16 protein-coding genes are annotated in these 14,345 nt (G+C 62.7%); 9 read left to right on the forward strand and 7 right to left on the reverse strand.

Going from position 1 to position 14,345, the window contains the following annotated elements; translation table 11 throughout:
- Nucleotides 1-79: 79 nt before the first annotated feature.
- A protein-coding gene (locus B9A15_RS03990) for an IS5 family transposase (RefSeq protein ID WP_139798189.1) occupies nucleotides 80-840 on the reverse strand; the annotation gives its coding sequence in 2 pieces (ribosomal slippage) (nucleotides 80-495 and nucleotides 495-840; 762 coding nt in all).
- 175 nt (nucleotides 841-1,015) lie between these two features.
- A complete protein-coding gene (locus B9A15_RS03995; protein WP_084408731.1) occupies nucleotides 1,016-1,237 on the reverse strand; it encodes a SlyX family protein in 222 nt (73 codons plus the stop codon).
- 308 nt (nucleotides 1,238-1,545) lie between these two features.
- Here B9A15_RS03995 and B9A15_RS04000 point away from each other — a divergent pair, with 308 nt between their 5' ends.
- From B9A15_RS04000 to deoA, 8 genes are read left to right on the forward strand one after another with little or no spacing between them, the layout of a single operon-like run.
- Nucleotides 1,546-3,078: an ABC transporter ATP-binding protein gene (locus tag B9A15_RS04000; RefSeq protein WP_084408732.1), complete on the forward strand. Its 1,533-nt coding sequence runs from the start codon at nucleotides 1,546-1,548 to the stop codon at nucleotides 3,076-3,078.
- 55 nt (nucleotides 3,079-3,133) lie between these two features.
- The gene (locus B9A15_RS04005) at nucleotides 3,134-4,048 is read left to right on the forward strand and encodes a GIY-YIG nuclease family protein (protein ID WP_084408733.1); all 915 of its coding nucleotides are present in this window, start codon (nucleotides 3,134-3,136) and stop codon (nucleotides 4,046-4,048) included.
- The gene (locus B9A15_RS04010; protein ID WP_084408734.1) at nucleotides 4,045-5,184 is read left to right on the forward strand and encodes an ABC transporter permease; all 1,140 of its coding nucleotides are present in this window, start codon (nucleotides 4,045-4,047) and stop codon (nucleotides 5,182-5,184) included. Before B9A15_RS04005 ends, B9A15_RS04010 begins: the two co-directional genes overlap by 4 nt.
- A 2-nt stretch (nucleotides 5,185-5,186) precedes the next feature.
- Nucleotides 5,187-6,155, forward strand: a complete 969-nt coding sequence (locus B9A15_RS04015; protein ID WP_084408735.1) for an ABC transporter permease — start codon at nucleotides 5,187-5,189, stop codon at nucleotides 6,153-6,155.
- Nucleotides 6,156-6,180: 25 nt separating this feature from the next.
- Entirely contained in the window at nucleotides 6,181-6,576 is a 396-nt protein-coding gene (locus B9A15_RS04020) for a cytidine deaminase (protein WP_084408736.1), read from the forward strand.
- Nucleotides 6,573-7,379, forward strand: coding sequence for a purine-nucleoside phosphorylase (locus B9A15_RS04025; protein ID WP_084408737.1), 807 nt, complete (start codon nucleotides 6,573-6,575; stop codon nucleotides 7,377-7,379). The genes B9A15_RS04020 and B9A15_RS04025 overlap by 4 nt, the downstream gene beginning before the upstream one ends.
- Complete coding sequence (gene deoC / locus B9A15_RS04030) at nucleotides 7,372-8,163, forward strand: deoxyribose-phosphate aldolase (RefSeq protein WP_084408738.1); 792 nt, start codon at nucleotides 7,372-7,374, stop codon at nucleotides 8,161-8,163. The genes B9A15_RS04025 and deoC overlap by 8 nt, the downstream gene beginning before the upstream one ends.
- On the forward strand, nucleotides 8,163-9,500 hold the full coding sequence (deoA, locus tag B9A15_RS04035) for a thymidine phosphorylase (protein ID WP_084408739.1): 1,338 nt from the start codon (nucleotides 8,163-8,165) through the stop codon (nucleotides 9,498-9,500). The genes deoC and deoA overlap by 1 nt, the downstream gene beginning before the upstream one ends.
- A gap of 6 nt (nucleotides 9,501-9,506) precedes the next feature.
- On the opposite strand, the gene B9A15_RS04040 is transcribed toward deoA, so the two are convergent.
- The 5 genes from B9A15_RS04040 to B9A15_RS04060 all read right to left on the reverse strand — a co-directional run bounded on the left by B9A15_RS04040 (nucleotide 9,507) and on the right by B9A15_RS04060 (nucleotide 13,784).
- A complete protein-coding gene (locus tag B9A15_RS04040) occupies nucleotides 9,507-10,055 on the reverse strand; it encodes a retropepsin-like aspartic protease family protein (protein WP_084408740.1) in 549 nt (182 codons plus the stop codon).
- A gap of 207 nt (nucleotides 10,056-10,262) precedes the next feature.
- A complete protein-coding gene (gene upp, locus B9A15_RS04045) occupies nucleotides 10,263-10,892 on the reverse strand; it encodes a uracil phosphoribosyltransferase (protein ID WP_084408741.1) in 630 nt (209 codons plus the stop codon).
- Between the two features lie 42 nt (nucleotides 10,893-10,934).
- Nucleotides 10,935-11,984, reverse strand: a complete 1,050-nt coding sequence (locus tag B9A15_RS04050) for an adenosine deaminase (protein WP_084408742.1) — start codon at nucleotides 11,982-11,984, stop codon at nucleotides 10,935-10,937.
- A complete protein-coding gene (locus tag B9A15_RS04055; protein WP_084408835.1) occupies nucleotides 11,981-13,192 on the reverse strand; it encodes a phosphopentomutase in 1,212 nt (403 codons plus the stop codon). Before B9A15_RS04055 ends, B9A15_RS04050 begins: the two co-directional genes overlap by 4 nt.
- 127 nt (nucleotides 13,193-13,319) lie before the next feature.
- Nucleotides 13,320-13,784: a pilus assembly protein N-terminal domain-containing protein gene (locus B9A15_RS04060; protein ID WP_084408743.1), complete on the reverse strand. Its 465-nt coding sequence runs from the start codon at nucleotides 13,782-13,784 to the stop codon at nucleotides 13,320-13,322.
- Nucleotides 13,785-14,130: 346 nt separating this feature from the next.
- Between B9A15_RS04060 and B9A15_RS04065 the strand changes: the two genes are divergently transcribed.
- Nucleotides 14,131-14,310, forward strand: coding sequence for a Flp family type IVb pilin (locus B9A15_RS04065; RefSeq protein WP_084408744.1), 180 nt, complete (start codon nucleotides 14,131-14,133; stop codon nucleotides 14,308-14,310).
- Nucleotides 14,311-14,345: the final 35 nt, after the last annotated feature.

Below are 14,345 nucleotides of genomic sequence, written 5' to 3' on the forward strand. Positions count from 1 at the left end.
TGCAAGCCGTCGCACTCTCTGGGTGCGGCGGCTTTTCTGTGCGGCGCTTGGCCGGCTGGCCTCTAGGGCCTGTTGATATTCATTTCGAATTGATGACGCTCATGCAGAGATGCAGCATAGCGGCGAAGTTGTGGTCGGTCTTCCCGGCTCGCATGGCAATGCCCTTGAAATCTTTGATCTTTGCGAAGGCGTTCTCGATGAGATGACGCCATTTGTATATCTCGTCGTCGATCTTTCGCGGATGCTTTCGATTCGGTCGCTGGGAGATGACGACCTCAGCGCCGCGCTCGTCCATTTCCTCTACGATCCAGTTGGCGTCGAAGGCCTTGTCGGCTAGAAGAGCCTTGAATTTCACTCCCTTGATCAAAGGCTTGACGCCGACCGTGTCGTAGCGATTGCCGGGGAGGAGTTCGAAGCGGACGAAATTGCCCAAAGCGTCGGTCAATGCCAGGATCTTGGTGGTCCAGCCGCCCTTCGAGGCGCCGATGGCCTGATTTCGAGTCCCCCTTTTGCGCCGTGTCCATGGCGATGGACCGGGACTATCGTGGCGTCGATCATGGCGTATTCCATGTCCGGCTCATCCGACACCGCCTCGAACATCCTCTCGAACACACCGCGCTTGGCCCAGTAATTGAAGCGCTTGTAGATTGTGTTCCATTCGCCGAACTCTTGAGGCAAGTCACGCCACTGGCTACCCGTGCGCGCCTTCCACAGAACGGCTTCGACAAACAGACGATTGTCGCCGCCGCTGCGACCAGGATCACTCCTCTTGCCCAGACAATACGGCTCCATCTTTGCCCACTGATCGTCCCGAAGCATCAATCTCGCAATTGTCCTCATCCTTCCCATCCAAATCGGGCGAGGATTGAATCAAATCGACGGCCTTGATGGAATCCCCCAAATCTCAACAGGCCCTAGAGCGTCGGGCGATAAATCAAGATCGCCCGCCGTTCTATAACTCTTTGATAACGAACCGGGTTATCGAAAAACCGGGATCCACTTTTCGCCCGGCGCTTTAATAATGCGGCGGTTTGGTCGCTTCGGGCGGCCCGCCGCTGCCATCCTCCACCGCGCCCAGGCGGTCGGCGAAATGCTCCATCTTCAGCTGCATGGACCGGATCGCCTCATAGGCTTTCCGCAATTCCTCCGAGAGCTCATCGATGGTCTGCGCCTGATGGGCGGTCAGGATTTCCAGATCGTCGAGCCGGCTTTCGACGGACGAATCGGCTTCGGCCATAGGGGCCTCCCTCGCTGTTCGCTCTTGTAGTCCGCCTCGCGCATGCCCGTTTCTTCGGGCCGGCTTGAAGCCGATGCGTCCGCGGCGTTGGATCGGTGCTCATGTGAGAGCCATCCCTTGCCTGAATCAAGGGAGGATTGGCCCGAAAAGAGCGGGCTCCGGTCGGACGACTTCGCATTGGCCGTGAAATCCGGCGCCACGCCTCTTCTCTTGTCGCGTCGCCCTCACTACGATTGTCGCAACGACTGGAGACTGGCTGCAAGGCATGGCATTCGCCCAAAGTGGCGAGGCCGATCGATGGGGTGGGTATGGCGGAACCGGCGATCGAACTGATCGGGATCGACAAGCGCTTCGGCGCGGTTCGAGCCAATCGCGATATCAGCCTCACCGTCGAGAAAGGCACGATCCACGGCATCATCGGCGAGAACGGCGCCGGCAAGTCGACGCTCATGTCGATCATCTACGGCTTCTATCAGGCCGATTCCGGCGAGATTCGCGTCGGTGGCAACCGGGTCGAGATCACCGATCCCAATGCCGCGATCGCCGCCGGCATCGGCATGGTGCATCAGCATTTCATGCTGGTCGACAATTTCACCGTGGTCGAGAATGTCATGCTCGGCGCCGAGCAGTCCGGTCTTCTCAATTCGGGCATTGCCCGGGTCCGTTCCGAATTGAAACGGCTTGAACGCGAGCACGCCCTCGATGTGGACCCCGACGCCTTGATCGAGGACCTGCCGGTCGGGCTGCAGCAACGCGTGGAAATCCTGAAGGCGCTCTATCGCGGCGCCGACATCCTGATCCTCGACGAGCCGACGGGTGTCCTCACCCCGGCCGAGGCCGATCATCTCTTCAATGTGCTGCGCCAGCTGCGCGAAGAGGGCAAGACGATCATCCTCATCACCCATAAGCTGCGCGAGGTGATGGCGATCACCGACCATGTGTCGGTCATGCGCCAGGGTGAGATGGTGGCGACCCGCAAGACGTCCGAGACCTCTGTAGCCGAACTCGCCGAGCTGATGGTCGGCCGGCGGGTGCTCCTGACCGTTGAGAAAGGCGAGGCGAAGCCGGCCGAGACGCGCCTCACCGTCGACAATCTGACCGTCAAGGATTCGCGCGGCGTCACCATGGTCAACGACGTGTCGCTTCAGCTGAGAGCCGGCGAGATCGTCGGGATCGCGGGGGTCGCCGGCAATGGCCAGTCCCAGCTTCTCGAAGCGATTACCGGCATTCGCAGAGCCGTATCCGGCCGCATCACCCTCAATGGCGAAGCCCTCGATCCGACGAAGCCGGGCGATCCGCGCGAGATGCGCCGAAGGGGCATGGCCCATGTGCCGGAGGACCGCCACCATATGGGCCTCGTCCTGCCCTTCGAGCAAAACGAGAACGCGATCCTCGGCTATCAAGACGACAAGGCCTTCGCCAAGGGTCCGCTTCTCGACCTTGACGCGATGCGCGCCGATGCACGCGAAAAGATCGCAGCCTACGACATCCGCCCGGCCGATTGCCGGCTGAAGACCGCCAACTTTTCCGGCGGCAACCAGCAGAAGATCGTGCTCGCCCGCGAGATGGAGCGAGACCCGGACGTTCTCATCATCGGCCAGCCCACCCGCGGCGTCGATGTGGGCGCCATCGAATTCATCCATAAGCGCATCGTCGCCATGCGCGACGCCGGCAAGGCGATCCTCGTCGTCTCGGTCGAGCTCGACGAAATCCGCGCCCTCTCCGACCGCATTCTCGTCATGTTCGCCGGCCGCATCGTCGGCGAACGCGGCCCGGATGCGAGCGAAGGCGAGCTTGGCCTGTTGATGGCCGGGATCGACGAGCGGGAGGCGGCGGAGTGAGGCTACGACTCTGTAGAGCTGAGACCCTAAGATGCCAAACTATGGAAGTTTGGCGATGAGCCAGGTTCGGGGGCGGCAGGTTCGGTTGTACCTCGTGGACGGGACCGCGTCAGGAATCGTGACGGCCGAGATAGTCAACTGGACTGGAATTGTGATTGCGGCTCCTCGCGATCGCTTAATCGACGTCATGTCTCGAGAGGATGCGAGAAGGACAGGTGTTTATTTTCTCTTCGGCGATGTGACCCAAGTGGGCGCCTTGAGAGACGTTTATGTTGGAGAGGCTGACGACGTTGGCAAACGGATAAACCAACACGCAAAAGCCGATGGGAAGGATTTTTTTGAGCGGTTTTGCGTAATCGTCAGCAAGGATTTCAATTTAACAAAGGCGCATTCTCGATATCTCGAAAGTCGATTGACTGAAATTGCAAGAAGCGCCGGGCGGTCAAGCGTCTTGAATGCCAATGAACCGCCAAGTGGTCGCCTTCCCGAAGCCGATATTTCAGATATGGAGTTTTTTCTGGATCAGGTTCAGATTGTTCTGCCTGTGCTTGGGTTTGATACTTTGAAACCTGCTCTGTCCACTTCGTCTAATAAATCGTCAGGTCGTGCTATTGATGAAGGCCTTAAATTATACCTCCGGAAAGGTAAGATGGGAATGGAGGCGAAGGCGATACAGATCAACGGAGAGACAGTTGTGCTCTCGGGATCGAAAGCAAAACTCGATCCGGAATACGCTCTGAACCAATATGGCGACCTCAGGGAAACGCTAATTCAGAACGGTACGTTGGTCGAGCGCGATGGTTGGTTGGTTCTTACGAAGAACCACGCCTTCTCAAGTCCCAGTGCGGCATCGGCAGTTTTGTATGGTCGGAACGATAATGGCAGGACGTCGTGGATCGTCGAGGCGACTGGCCAGACTTTGAAGGAGTATGAAGCGGTGGCAGCCGAAAAAGGTGATCTCACTCCATGAGCCGCCCATACGCGAAACTCCCGCCCATCATCGATTACGGCGTCATTCCGCTGATCAATCTCGTGGTCGCCTTTCTGGTCGCCGGCCTTGTCGTGCTCGCCGTCGGCGAGAGCCCGATCCGGGCGGCGGAACTGATGCTCAACGGGGCCTTCGGCTATGCGGAGGGCGTCGGATTCACGCTCTATTATGCGACGAGCTTCGTCTTCACCGGGCTCGCCGTCGCCGTCGCCTTCCATGGCGGGCTGTTCAATATCGGCGGCGAGGGCCAGGCCTATGTGGGCGGTCTGGGCGTCACGGCGATCGCACTTGGGCTTGGCGGCATTCTGCCCTGGTGGCTCAATCTGCCGCTTGCCGTCTGTCTCTCGGCTGCGTTCGGGGCGCTTTGGGCCCTCATCCCGGCCTATCTCCAGGCCAAGCGGGGCAGCCACATCGTCATCACGACGATCATGTTCAATTTCATCGCCGCCGCGCTGATGGTCTATCTCCTCAATGACTGGCTGAAGGTGCCGGGCACCAACGCCCTGGAGACGCCGACCTTTGCCGAAGGCGGGCAGCTTCCCAAACTGCGCGGGCTGTTCGAGCTCTTCGGCGCCAATCTCGGCGGGGCGCCGCTCAATGTCTCGGCCTTTGTCGCGCTTCTCGCCTGTCTCGGCGTCTGGCTTTTGATCTGGCGCACGCGGCTCGGCTACGAGATCCGCACCCTCGGCCATTCGCCCCGCGCGGCTCGCTATGCCGGCATGTCCGAACTGCGCCTCGTCGTCGTCACCATGCTGATCTCCGGCGGGCTTGCCGGTCTGATGGCCCTCAATCCGGTGATGGGCGATCAATACCGCCTCTTCAACGATTTTCCGCAAGGCGCCGGCTTCGTCGGCATCGCCGTCGCGCTGATGGGGCGCGGCCATCCGGCCGGCATCATCCCCGCCGCGATCCTCTTCGGCATGCTCTATCAGGGCGGGGCAGAGCTTGCCTTCGACATGCCCGCCATCTCGCGCGACATGATCGTCATCATTCAGGGGCTCGTCATCCTCTTTGCCGGCGCGCTCGAAAATATGTTCCGGCCGGCGATCGGCATGGCCTGGGCGCGCTTTCGGCTGCGCGAGACTGGCCCTTCCGCGGCCCGGACGGGAGGCGTCTGACCATGGATCTCAACACCGTCGTCGATATCGCCGCCTCGACCATTCGCGTCTCGACGCCGCTGCTCTTTGCCGCGCTCGCCGGGCTTTATTCCGAGCGTTCCGGCATTTTCGACATCTCGCTCGAAGGCAAGATGCTGATCGCCGCCTTCGCCTCGGCGGCGCTCGCGGCGACCTCCGGCTCGGCCGTGCTCGGCCTCCTGGCCGGCATTCTCGCGGCCGTCGTCTTTTCCCTGATCCACGGCCTTGCCTCGATCACCTATCGCGGCAACCAGATCGTCTCGGGCGTCGCGATCAATTTCGTCGCCGCCGGGCTCACCATGATCCTCGGCCAAGCCTGGTTCTCGCAAGGCGGACGCACGCCGACCCTGTTCGGCGCGAGCCGCTTCGCACCCATTCATCTGCCCTTTGCCGATGCGGTGCGGGACGTGCCGGTTCTCGGGCCGATCTATTCGGGCGTTATTTCCGGCCAATCGATCCTCGTCTATCTCGCCTTCCTGACCGTGCCATTCACTTGGTGGGTGCTCTTCCGCACCCGGTTCGGCTTGCGGCTGAGGGCGGTCGGCGAAAACCCGGCGGCCGTCGACACCGCCGGCATTTCGGTCACCTGGCTGCGCTATCGCGCGGTCATCATCTGCGGCGTCCTCACAGGCTTTGCCGGCACCTATCTCTCGGTCGCTCAGGCGGCAGGCTTCACCCGCGACATGACGGCCGGGCGCGGCTATATCGCGCTCGCCGCCCTGATCTTCGCCAATTGGAAGCCGGTGCCGGTGATGTTCGCCTGCCTGCTCTTCGGCTTCCTCGACGCCGCCTCATTCCGCATGCAGAGTGTGGAACTCCCGCTGATCGGGCCCATTCCCGGCCAAGCGATCCAGGCGCTTCCCTATGTTCTGACCGTCATCCTTCTCGCCGGCTTCGTCGGTCGGGCGACACCTCCGAAAGCCGGCGGCGTGCCCTATGTGAAGGAACGATAGGCCTCCAAGTTCTCGAAAGGATCCCATGGCGGATGATCTCTTCGCCAAGGCACGCATGGCGATGCGCAAGGCCCATGCGCCTTATTCGAAATTTCCGGTGGGTGCGGCGCTGCGCACGACCGACGGGCGCATCTTCGCCGGCTGCAATATCGAGGTGGTGAGCTTCCCCGAAGGCTGGTGCGCCGAGACGACCGCCATCTCCCATCTCGTCATGGATGGTGGGGGCAAGATCGCCGAGCTTGCCGTCGTCGCCGAGCGCCTGCCGCTCTGTTCGCCCTGTGGCGGCTGCCGCCAGCGTATTGCCGAATTCGCGACGGCCGAGACCAAGATCCATCTCTGCGACGTCGAGGGCGGCGTGAAGAAGACCGTCGCGATGGGCGAATTGCTGCCCTTCGCCTTCGAGACCGAGGTGATCGGTTGACCCCGGCGGTTTCGCGTCTGGCGGAGGAACTCGGATCGCGCAAACCGCGCCTCGCCCTCGTCCTCGGATCGGGGCTCGGAGGTTTGGCAACAGCGGTCGAGGATCGGGTGACCATCCCCTTCGCAGAACTTCCCGGCTTTCCGCAAAGCGCCGTGTCCGGCCATGCGGGTGCCATCGTGGCCGGCCGGTTGGGCGCCCGGGACGTTCTCGTCGTCTCCGGCCGCATTCACTATTACGAAAAGGGCGATGCGGCGGTCATGCGCCCCGTTATCGAGACCTTGCGCGATGTGGGCGTCACGACCCTCTTCCTCACCAATTCGGCTGGCTCGGTGCGCGAGGACATGCCGCCGGGCTCGGTCATGCCGATTTCGGATCACATCGCCTTTTCCGGCACCAATCCGCTGATCGGCGAGGCGAGCGACGAGCGCTTCGTCGGCATGACGGACGCTTACGATCCCGCCTTGCGAAAGCGCTTCACGGAGACGGCGGCAGAAATCGGCGAGACGGTCTCGGAGGGCGTCTATATGTGGTTTTCCGGCCCGTCCTTCGAAACGCCGGCCGAGATCCGCATGGCGCGCACTCTTGGCGCCGACGCGGTCGGCATGTCGACCGTGCCGGAGACGATCCTGGCCCGTTTCTTCGGCCTCAAGGTGGGCGCGGCCTCCGTCATCACCAATTTTGGGGCAGGCATGACGGGCGACCAACTCTCCCATGACGAGACCAAGCGCATGGCGCCGCTCGGCGGGGAGCGCCTCGGCCGCATTCTGACGGCAATGATCGAGAAGGGAGCATTCGATGAGTGAGGTCTCGCAAGAGGGAACCGGTCGGAGCGCTGCCGGCGACGCCGAGCGAGCCACGCAGCTTGTCGCGCGCCTCGATCTCACCAATCTCAACGACGATTGCTCCGAGGCGGATGTCGCCGGTTTGATCAAACGGGCTGAAACGCCTGTCGGTCCGGTTGCTGCGATCTGCATCTGGCCACGCTTTGTCGCCTTCGCGCGCCGTGAGCTCTCGCCCCATATCCGTGTCGCGACGGTGGTCAATTTTCCGCATGGGGGCGACGATGTGGAGGCAACGCTCGACGAGACCCGGCAGGCGATCGGCGACGGAGCCGACGAGATCGATCTTGTCATCGCCTATGAGCGCGTGGCCGAGGATCCAGGCTTCGTCGAGGCGCAGGTGCGCACGATCAAAGCCCATTGCGGCGGCCGGCCGCTGAAGGCGATCCTGGAGACCGGCAAGCTCTATGACGAGGCGACGATCGAGCGGGCCGCTCTCGCCGCATTGTCGGGCGGCGCCGACTTCCTGAAAACGTCGACCGGCAAGGTGGAGATCAATGCCACGCCCGCTTCGGCGCGCATCCTTCTCGAAGCGATCGCCCGGGACGGGCGCGGCGTCGGGTTCAAACCGGCCGGTGGCATCAAGACCTTTGAGGATGCCGACGCCTATATGACGCTTGCCGAGACGATCTGCGGAACGGACTATCCGACGGCCGAGCGCTTTCGCTTAGGCGCCTCAGGCGTTCTCGCGGACCTTCTCGCGGTCGCGGAAGGCCGGGAGCGCCAGAGCGGCAAGGGCGGCTATTGATGCGTCTGCCGGTCGAGATCATCCGGGCGAAACGCGACGGCGAGACGCTCGACTCGGGCGCGATCCGGGATTTCGTCACCGGCTTTCAGGACGGGTCGGTGTCGGATGCCCAGGTCGCGGCCTTTGCCATGGCTGTCATCTTCAAAGGCCTCGACCGAACGGAAACCGTTGCGCTGACGCTTTCCATGCGCGATTCGGGCACGGTGCTCGATTGGTCTGGGCTCGATCGGCCCGTGGTCGACAAGCACTCGACGGGCGGCATCGGCGACAATGTTTCACTGATGCTCGCCCCGATTCTCGCCGCTTGCGGGGCTGCGGTGCCGATGATTTCCGGGCGCGGGCTCGGCCATACGGGCGGCACGCTCGACAAGCTGGAATCCATTCCCGGCTATGACATCACGCCGGAGCCGGAGCGCTTGCGGCGTCTCGTCAAAGATGTCGGCTGCGCAATCGTCGGGCCGACGGGCGATCTCGCGCCGGCCGACAAGCGCTTCTATGGGGTGCGCGACGTCACCGCGACGGTCGAAAGCCAGCCGCTCATCGTCGCCTCGATCCTGTCGAAGAAGCTGGCAGCGGGCCTGCAAAGCCTCGTTCTTGACGTGAAGGTCGGGACCGGGGCGTTCATGCGGAACAAGGACGACGCCGATGCGCTCGCTTCGGCGCTCGTCGAAGTGGCGAATGGTGCTGGGTTGACGACGTCCGCCCTCATCACCGGGATGGACGAGCCACTGGCGCCGTGCGCGGGCAACGCAATCGAGGTTCGGCAGGCGGTTCGGTTTCTGGCCGGTGAGCCACGCGATGGGGCGCTTGAGGAGGTCGTTCTGGCGCTCGCCGCCGAGATGCTGGTCCTATCCGGTTTGGCGGACAACGCCGCAGAGGGGGAGGGCGCCGCGCGGCGGGCGATCGAAAGCGGGTCTGCGCTCGAAGCTTTCGAGGCCATGATCGCCGGACTGGGCGGGCCGAGCGATTTTTCCAGCCATGTGGATCGATATCTCGCTCCCGCGCCGATCACACGCGAAGTGCCCGCTTTGACCGGCGGGACACTTGATGCGCTTGATGGCCGGGCCATCGGCATGGCTGTTGTCGGTCTCGGGGGTGGGCGCCGCCTGCCTGAGGATCGCATCGATCCGCGTGTGGGGTTTTCCGGCATTCAAAGGCTCGGTACGCAGCTGACGCTAGGCGAGCCGCTCGCCTTCGTTCATGCCGCGAGCGAAGAGGCGGCAGATCGGGCGATAGGGGCTTTTCAGGCGGCGGCACGGATTGGCGACGGGGCGTTGCGGTCCGCCTCTGACAGCCGAGTTCAAGGGCGGATCGGGCCGACGACTGGCCGGCCGTGAGGCTCGTCACTGGACAAGCGTCAGGCGTCCATCCGCGACGGAGAAACGGTCGAGGGCGTTGAGAAAACTCATGCCGAGCAGCGTCGTCGCGAGTGAGCCGTCCTTGAGAATCAGGGCATCCACGTCCCGCACGCGGATCGGTCCAATTTCGACGCTCCGGATCTTGGCGCGGGCGGCATGGGCGAGACCATTGGCCGTCTGAACCGCAATCGACCAATCGGCCGGCGCCGGGACGATGCCCATTCGACGCGCCGTCGTTTCGTCGAGCGCGATGAGGGTCGCGCCGGTATCCACCAGCACCTCGACCCGCATTCCGTTCATCCGAGCGTCCGTGCGGAAATGCCCGGCCATGTCGGCATTGAGTTGAAGCGACTGCCCTTGAGAGAGCGATGGCGTGGAGGCGGGCGGCGCTACGGAGACGGTCTGGACTGCCGGTGCGGCGTCCACGGCCTCCGGCGGCGCGGCCAGAAACTTGTCGCGATAGGCCTCGAAGGCCGAGGGGACGGCCAGCGAGCCGATCGACAGGAGGAGGGCGAAGACCATCAGGCGGGACATCGGCAGCTACACTTCATTCGCGCGTTGGTTTGCGCAGGAGCGTAGCGTCCTTGCCTAATCCTTCCGTAAGCGCATCACCCGATCTCGTTGGATGGTATCTGAGGGATGAATGCGAAGGCTTGATCTTTCAACGGGGTTTGGGGGAGGTCTGTCGCCACGACCATTCCCGCATTCTCGAATTCCGCACGTGACCCGGTCGATCGACGGCTATTTGGTGCCGTACATCCGGTCGCCCGCATCGCCGAGGCCGGGCACGATATAGCCCTTTTCGTTGAGATGGCTGTCGATCGACGCCGTATAAACGGGGACGTCGGGATGGGCGGCGCGGAAGCGCTCGACACCTTCAGGGGCCGCGAGAAGGCAGAGGAAGCGGAGATTGGCCGCGCCCCGGTCCTTCAGCATCTGGACGGCTGCGATGGCGGAATTGGCCGTGGCCAGCATCGGGTCGACGACGATCACCAGCCGGTCACGCAGGTCTTCCGGCGCCTTGAAGTAATATTCAACGGGCTGCAGCGTCTCATGGTCGCGGTAAAGGCCCACATGGGCGACGCGCGCGGCCGGAACGAGGTCCAGCATGCCCTCCAACAGGCCGTTGCCGGCCCTGAGGATAGAGGCAAAGACGAGCTTCTTGCCTTCCAGAATGGGCGCGTCCATCCCCTGGATCGGCGTCTCGATCCGTTCGGTCGTCATTTCCAGATTGCGGGTGACCTCATAGCAGAGAAGCGTCGAAATCTCGCGCAAGAGCCGCCGGAAGCCCGCCGTCGAGGTCTCCTTCTTGCGCATGAAGGTCAGCTTGTGCTGCACCAAAGGGTGGTCGATGACCGTCACGCCGTCCATGTCGCCTCGCTCGCCTCAAGCCGTCTTGTCACTTGGGCCTGATTAGCCCTGTCTGTCGTCCGCGCCAAGGCCATTGGTCGGATTGGCCGCAGCCCCACACCCGATCGCTTGCAGCATCAGCCGGTCGAGAAGGCGCTTTCGGGTCGCCTCGTCGACAAAGGCCGCTTCAATGGCGGTTCTGGTAAAAGCGAGTTGCTCGGCTTGGCCAAAACCGATCTCCGCCGCCCGCTCATATTCGGCCGCAAGGCTGGTATGAAAGAACGGCGGATCGTCGGAATTCAGCGTCACCTTCACGCCGGCCTCGACCAGGGCCTTCAGCGGATGGCGCGCCATGTCCGGATAGAGCCCGAGAGCCAAATTGGAGCCGGGGCAGATTTCCAGGACGATGCCGGCCTCGGCGATTTCGCCAAGGAGGCTTCGGTCCTCGCTCGCCCTGACACCATGGCCGAGCCGGTCCGGCCGAATCGCTGTCAGCGTTCGGCGCACCTGATCGGGACCGCAAAGCTCGCCGGAATGGACCGTGAGGCCGAGGCCCGCATCGCGGGCGATGTCGAAGGCGGGTGCATAATCCTCGATCGCGCCGAATCGTTCGTCGCCGGCCATGCCGAATCCGGTGACGATGGTCCGATGTCTCGGGCTCGCCGCAAAACAGGCCGCTTCCCGAACGGCCTCGGCGCCCAGATGGCGAACACCGACGACGATCATTCGCGCTTCGATCCCGCATGTTACGCGCGCCCGTTCGATGCCGCGCGACAGGCCCTCGATATAGGCGCCCGGCGCGAGGCCGGACGACCTAGCGTGATCGGGCGAGACGAAGAGTTCCGCATAGATCGCGCCATCATTGGCAAGAGCGGTCAGATAGGTCTCGCCAAGGCGCGCGTAGTCGTCTTCTGTTCGAAAGCAGGCGGCAACGGCGTCATAGGCCTCAAGGAACGAGGAGAAATCGCTCCAGACGTAACCGTTGTCCGAGATATAGCCGGACAGATCGACGCCATATCGCTCGGCCATCTCAGAGGCGAGGGCGGGTTCGGCCGCCCCTTCGATATGGCAATGAAGCTCGGCCAGCGGCGGATGGCTAGAGCGAACCGTCACAGAAAGCTCGTTCCATGGCGTCCGGCGGGAAGGCCGAGATGGGCTGCGACGCTCTCGCCGATATCGGCGAAGGTTTTCAGTGTGCCAATATCGCGAGCCGGAATGTCGGGCCCGTAAGCCAGGACGGGCACCCGCTCGCGCGTATGGTCGCTGCCGCGCCAGGTGGGATCGCAGCCATGATCGGCGGTGATGACGACCAGGTCGCCGGGTCTCAGAGCCGCGTCGAGTTCCGGCAAGCGCCGATCGAAAGCTTCGAGCGCCGCCGCATAGCCCGGCACATCTCGCCGGTGGCCGAAATTCGTGTCGAAATCGATGAAATTGGCAAAGATCAGATCGCCGTCCTGGGCTTCTGCGAACGCTTCGAGCGTCGCGTCGAAGAGCGCCATGTTCCCGGCCCCCTTCTTGATGCGCGAAATGCCCTGATGGGCGAAGATGTCGGCGATCTTGCCGATGCCGAAAGTCGTGCGTCCGGCCTCTTCGGCCCGGTCGAGAAGCGTCGGCTCTGGCGGCGGCACGGAAAAGTCGCGCCGGTTCGCTGTGCGCGTGAAGCTTGCCGGATCCTCTCCGACGAAAGGTCGGGCGATGACCCGGCCGATATTGAGAGGATCGCAATGGCGGCGTGCGGCCTCGCAAAGTGCCATCAATCGCTGAAGGCCGAAATGCTCTTCATGGGCGGCGATCTGCAAGACGCTGTCGGAGGAGGTGTAAAAGATCGGCTTTCCGGTCCGCACACTCTCTTCGCCGAGTTCCGCGATGATCTCCGTACCGGAGGCGTGTTTATCGCCCAGAATGCCGGGAATCTCGCTATCGTCGATGATCTGGCGGATGAGAGAGGCGGGAAAGGTCGGAATCGTCTGCGGAAAATAGCCCCATTCGAAGGCCACCGGAACGCCCGCGATCTCCCAATGGCCGGAAGGCGTGTCCTTGCCTTTTGAGACTTCCGAGGCGCGGCCATAGAGACCGCGTGACGAGGGCGTGCTGTCAGCCGGCTTGTCGCCGAGTTCCGGTGCGAGACGGCTCAGCCCAAGCACTGTCAAATGGGGCAGTGTGAGCGGTCCCTTTCGCAGCCCTTCCTTGTCGCCGTGACCTGAAGCACAAGCCGCTGCGATATGGCCAAGCGTATTGGCCCCTTCGTCACCGAAGGCCTGCGCATCCGGCGCTCCGCCGATGCCGACCGAATCGAGAACCATGATTATTGCGCGGGCGATGATCTTCGTCCCTCGATCGCGATGGCCCAGCGATTTGGCTGGCCACGCAGCGTTGACATCCTTCGAAGCGGGCAAGCGCCGTCGCCTCGACGTCTGCCATCTAGGTCGGAAGACGGACCCGTTCCAGCTACTTGGCCGCCGCTTCAGCCATTCCGAGGCGGACTTCATATTGCCCGCTCGCCGCTGAGAAATATTCGGGATTGTCGCCGATCGTCACGGTCGGCTCGCATTTGGGTGCACAGGCGAAGGTTTGCCGCTGGGCTTGGCGATAGACGCGCAGCGTATTGTCTTCAAAGGTCTGAACGGCGACCTGCTCGTCGATCAAAACTTCGCCCTCTCGATCCAGAATGACGATATTGGTGATGCCATAGGACTTGCCGGTCAGCACCAATCGGTCAGCGGAGAGAACTTCGATATCGACGATGGCCGGATTGCCCACGATCACCGTCCCTGCCGTCCGATCGATCTGGAGAACTCGGGCGTGATCGATCGCGACCTCGATCAGCGATCCGCCCGGTTGGGCAAGGGTGCTGGCGGTTCCGCCGACGACAAGGGCGGCAGCAAGGACGAGTCGGGACAGACGGATAGGCATGGGCGGCGGCCGCTCCCTTGAACCGTCGGATCGGGACGGGCGGCCTGCCCGCCGAGCCGACGCGTGTCGGACATAAAAGGATCGGCTTGCACCGACCATCGCCCATCGCGCTGTGACACGAGTGAGCTGGAAAGATGACCCATGATGGGCCGGTCATGGTGAAGATTGCGTAAAGAAGGCGGGTAATAAGTCGTTAACTATCACTGCGGTTGCTTCGTGGTTGCTCGCACCTGATCGTCCGTTTTAAGGCAATGGAAAGAGGAATGCCGGAATCTCTGCTCATCCGATCGATGAAAAAAGTCGACGGACGTGCTGTCTTGAACCCGAAAAAAAAGGGGACTGTCTCATGTCCACGCATTTCAAACGCTTCCTGAAGAACGAGTCCGGCGCCACCGCCATCGAATACGCTCTGATCGCCGGCCTGATGGCTGTTGCCTGCATCACCGCTTTGACGACGCTCGGTGGCACGATGAAGAGCCAGTTCGAGACGATCGAGAGCTCGATCTCGGGCGCTCAGCCGGAGTAATTGATGCGCGGCATCATCCGTCGATATCGGATTGC

The organism is Fulvimarina manganoxydans, assembly GCF_900176465.1.
In the GTDB taxonomy this organism is placed as follows: Bacteria; Pseudomonadota; Alphaproteobacteria; order Rhizobiales; family Rhizobiaceae; genus Fulvimarina; species Fulvimarina manganoxydans.

Excerpts from the sequence above, each read along its gene's own strand:
- B9A15_RS04010 (WP_084408734.1), top strand. The coding sequence starts at position 4,045 with ATGAGCCGCCCATACGCGAAACTCCCGCCCATCATCGATTACGGCGTC.
- B9A15_RS04020 (WP_084408736.1), top strand. The coding sequence starts at position 6,181 with ATGGCGGATGATCTCTTCGCCAAGGCACGCATGGCGATGCGCAAGGCC.
- B9A15_RS04040 (WP_084408740.1), bottom strand. The coding sequence starts at position 10,055 with ATGTCCCGCCTGATGGTCTTCGCCCTCCTCCTGTCGATCGGCTCGCTG.
- B9A15_RS03995 (WP_084408731.1), bottom strand. The coding sequence starts at position 1,237 with ATGGCCGAAGCCGATTCGTCCGTCGAAAGCCGGCTCGACGATCTGGAA.
- B9A15_RS04015 (WP_084408735.1), top strand. The coding sequence starts at position 5,187 with ATGGATCTCAACACCGTCGTCGATATCGCCGCCTCGACCATTCGCGTC.
- B9A15_RS04005 (WP_084408733.1), top strand. The coding sequence starts at position 3,134 with ATGAGCCAGGTTCGGGGGCGGCAGGTTCGGTTGTACCTCGTGGACGGG.
- B9A15_RS04065 (WP_084408744.1), top strand. The coding sequence starts at position 14,131 with ATGTCCACGCATTTCAAACGCTTCCTGAAGAACGAGTCCGGCGCCACC.
- deoA (WP_084408739.1), top strand. The coding sequence starts at position 8,163 with ATGCGTCTGCCGGTCGAGATCATCCGGGCGAAACGCGACGGCGAGACG.
- upp (WP_084408741.1), bottom strand. The coding sequence starts at position 10,892 with ATGGACGGCGTGACGGTCATCGACCACCCTTTGGTGCAGCACAAGCTG.
- B9A15_RS04000 (WP_084408732.1), top strand. The coding sequence starts at position 1,546 with ATGGCGGAACCGGCGATCGAACTGATCGGGATCGACAAGCGCTTCGGC.
- deoC (WP_084408738.1), top strand. The coding sequence starts at position 7,372 with ATGAGTGAGGTCTCGCAAGAGGGAACCGGTCGGAGCGCTGCCGGCGAC.
- B9A15_RS04060 (WP_084408743.1), bottom strand. The coding sequence starts at position 13,784 with ATGCCTATCCGTCTGTCCCGACTCGTCCTTGCTGCCGCCCTTGTCGTC.